General features: G+C 68.7%; 2 protein-coding genes. One reads left to right on the forward strand and one right to left on the reverse strand.

What is annotated here, in order from left to right:
• The coding region (locus K7G61_RS35705; RefSeq protein WP_374204351.1) for an endo-1,4-beta-xylanase at positions 1-1,239 on the reverse strand (1,239 nt) is incomplete at its 3' end.
• A 543-nt stretch (positions 1,240-1,782) separates the two neighbouring features.
• Between K7G61_RS35705 and K7G61_RS35710 the strand changes: the two genes are divergently transcribed.
• Positions 1,783-2,982: PHB depolymerase family esterase (locus K7G61_RS35710; protein WP_225851314.1), on the forward strand; the 1,200-nt coding region annotated here is incomplete at its 3' end.

Raw genomic sequence — 2,982 nt, forward strand, 5'->3', positions numbered from 1 at the left:
ACCACCCGTCGTCGTCCCACCGGTCGTGGTCCCACCGGTCGTGGTGCCACCCGTGGTCGTCCCACCGGTCGTGGTACCGCCCGTGGTCGTACCGCCGGTCGTGGTCCCACCCGTCGTGGTCCCACCGGTGGTCGTGCCACCCGTGGTCGTACCACCAGTGCTCGTGCCGCCCGAAGTCGCGGTTCCGGTGCCGGCGTTGAGGGCGCTGAGGACCGCGCTGTAGGCCGCCTTGGGGTTGCCGTTGCTGTCGAACAGCAGGGGGTTGTCACCGCTGCGCCAGGAGTCGCTGTCGCGGATGCCCCAGACCGTGATGCCCGCGCAGCGGGTGACGGCCAGGCAGTCGTTGACGGTGTTGGCGTAGTTGGTGGCGCCGGCCTGGGCGATGTCCAGTTCGGTGATCTGGACGTCGACGCCGAGGGCGGCGAAGTTCTGCAGGGTGGTCTTGAAGCTGGACGGCGGGCCGCTGCTGCCGAAGTGGCTCTGGAAGCCGACGCAGTCGATGGGCACGCCGCGGGACTTGAAGTCCTTGACCATGTTGTAGACGCCCTGGGTCTTGGCGTCGCTCCAGTTTTCGATGTTGTAGTCGTTGTAGCACAGCTTGGCCGAGGAGTCGGCGGCGCGTGCGGTGCGGAAGGCGTCCTCGATGTAGCCGTTGCCCAGGACCTGGTGGAAGTGGGAGTTCGAGCGCTGCTGGCCGCTGCCGTCGTCGGCGAAGGCTTCGTTGACGACGTCCCAGGCGTAGATCTTGCCCTTGTAGTGGGTCATCTCGGTGGTGATGTGGTTCTCCATCACGCTCTTGAGCGTGGTGGCATCGTTGATGTTGCCGACCCAGGACGGCAGCTGCTGGTACCAGACCAGGGTGTGGCCGCGCATCCGCTGGCCGTGGGACTGGGCGTGGGAGACGATCTGGTCCGCCGGGCCGAAGTTGAAGTTGCCGCGGGACGGCTCGGTGGTGTCCCACTTCATCTCGTTCTCCGGGGTGATCATGTTGAATTCCCGGTCGAGAATCGTGGTGTACTGCGAGTTGCTGAGCTTGCTGGTCGGCACGGCGGTGCCGAAGTAACGGCCGGTCTGAGCCGCGGCGGCGCCGAGCGAGCTCGCCGCGTGGGCGGTGCCGGCGAGCGACATCAGGCCGATCGCGGCCGTCGCGCCCGCGGTGACCGCGGCGATCGTGATGCGCAGGCCGGTGCGGCGGCGCGCGCGCGGCGGGGCGGCTTCGTGGGGGGACTCGGGTATCACTTTCCGACCTCTTCTCGTGGCAGTCCGGACCGGAACAGCGGTGCGTCCCGGCCGAACGGGTGGGGGGACCATTCGGGAGGGCCATCGCAGCCACGGGAGTTGGCCGCTGAACGCGGCGTGGCTGAGCAGCAGGTGGAACCGCTGGCCAGTGTGGACCCGTGACCTCAAATCGTCAACGACCTCTTTCCGATCCTTTTCGAAACGGCGCACGGGACCCGGCACCCTTCCGTACCGTGGCCGCGAAGGCATCTGAGGGGGCGTCAGCAGTGTGGCCCCCCGGCCCTTCCTCACCTGTCGTAAGGGGGTCCCGGCGGTCCGGGGCGTCGACAGACGGGCCGGCCCGTGCCGCCCGGCCACCGGCGGGGCGTGCCTGTGGGGTGCTGCGGAACGTATTGACGTGACCACGTGGGCCGCCTATCGTACCCGAAACATTCGTATGAGGGCCGAAATATTTCGAAGCGGTGTCGGCGTACGCCGACCGCAGGCCGCCCCGGGAGGAGAGGGAGCCTCCCCCGCGGGCGGCGACTCCCGAAAGGCTCTGTCATGCCCGCGAACAAGGGCTCGGAAACTCGCACGGAAGACACGGCGTCCACGGCGCGCACCGGCAGGACGAGAGGCGGAAGAGGCCTTCTGGGCCTGCTGGTCGCCGTACTCGCCGCGATCGCGTCGCTCCTGGGGACGCTCATCGCCCTCACTCCCACGGCGTCGGCCGCTTCGCTCACCCAGGTGACGAACTTCGGCAGCAACCCGGGCAACCTGAAGATGTACGAGTACGTCCCGAACACCGTTCAGTCGCACCCGCCGATCCTGGTCGCCGTCCACTACTGCACCGGCACCGGGCCCGGCTTCTACTCCGGCACCGAGTACGCCTCGCTCGCCGACAAGTACGGCTTCATCGTCATCTACCCGGACGCGAACGTCAGCGGCCAGTGCTTCGACGTGTCCTCCCCGGGCGCGCTCACCCACAACGGCAACAGCGACCCGGCGAGCATCGCGTCCATGGTTTCCTACGTGGAGCAGCACAACAACGGCGACTCCAGCCGCGTCTACGTCACCGGCGCCTCGTCCGGCGCCATGATGACCGACGTCCTGCTGGGCGACTACCCGGACATCTTCAAGGCCGGCTCGGCCATGATGGGCGTGCCCTTCGGCTGCTTCGCCACCACCGACGGCTCGGGCTGGAACAGCGCCTGCGCCCAGGGCCAGATCACCAAGACCGCGCAGCAGTGGGGCGACCTGGTCCGCAACGCCTACCCCGGCTACACCGGGCCCCGCCCCCGCGTGCAGCTCTGGCACGGCACCAACGACACGACGCTCAGCTACCACAACTTCGGTGAAGAGATCAAGCAGTGGACGAACGTCCTCGGCGTCAGCCAGACGCCGGTCTACACCGACACCCCGCAGACCAACTGGACCCGCACCCGCTACGGATCGGCCGGCACCCAGGCGCCCGTTGAGGGGATCAGCATCGCGGGTCTCGGCCACCAGCTGCCGCTGCCCGGCACGGCGGCCCCGGTCATCGCCTTCTTCGGCCTCGACGGCTCGGGCAACACGTCCGGCGGTACGACGACCGGTGGTACGACCACTGGTGGTACGACCACGGGTGGCACGACCACGGGTGGCACGACGACGGGTGGGACCACGACCGGCGGTACGACCACGGGCGGTACCACGACCGGTGGGACGACCACGGGTGGCACCACGACCGGTGGGACGACGACCGGTGGGACGACGACGGGTGGG

The organism is Streptomyces sp. HPF1205 (assembly GCF_020400825.1).
Taxonomy (GTDB): domain Bacteria; phylum Actinomycetota; class Actinomycetes; order Streptomycetales; family Streptomycetaceae; genus Actinacidiphila.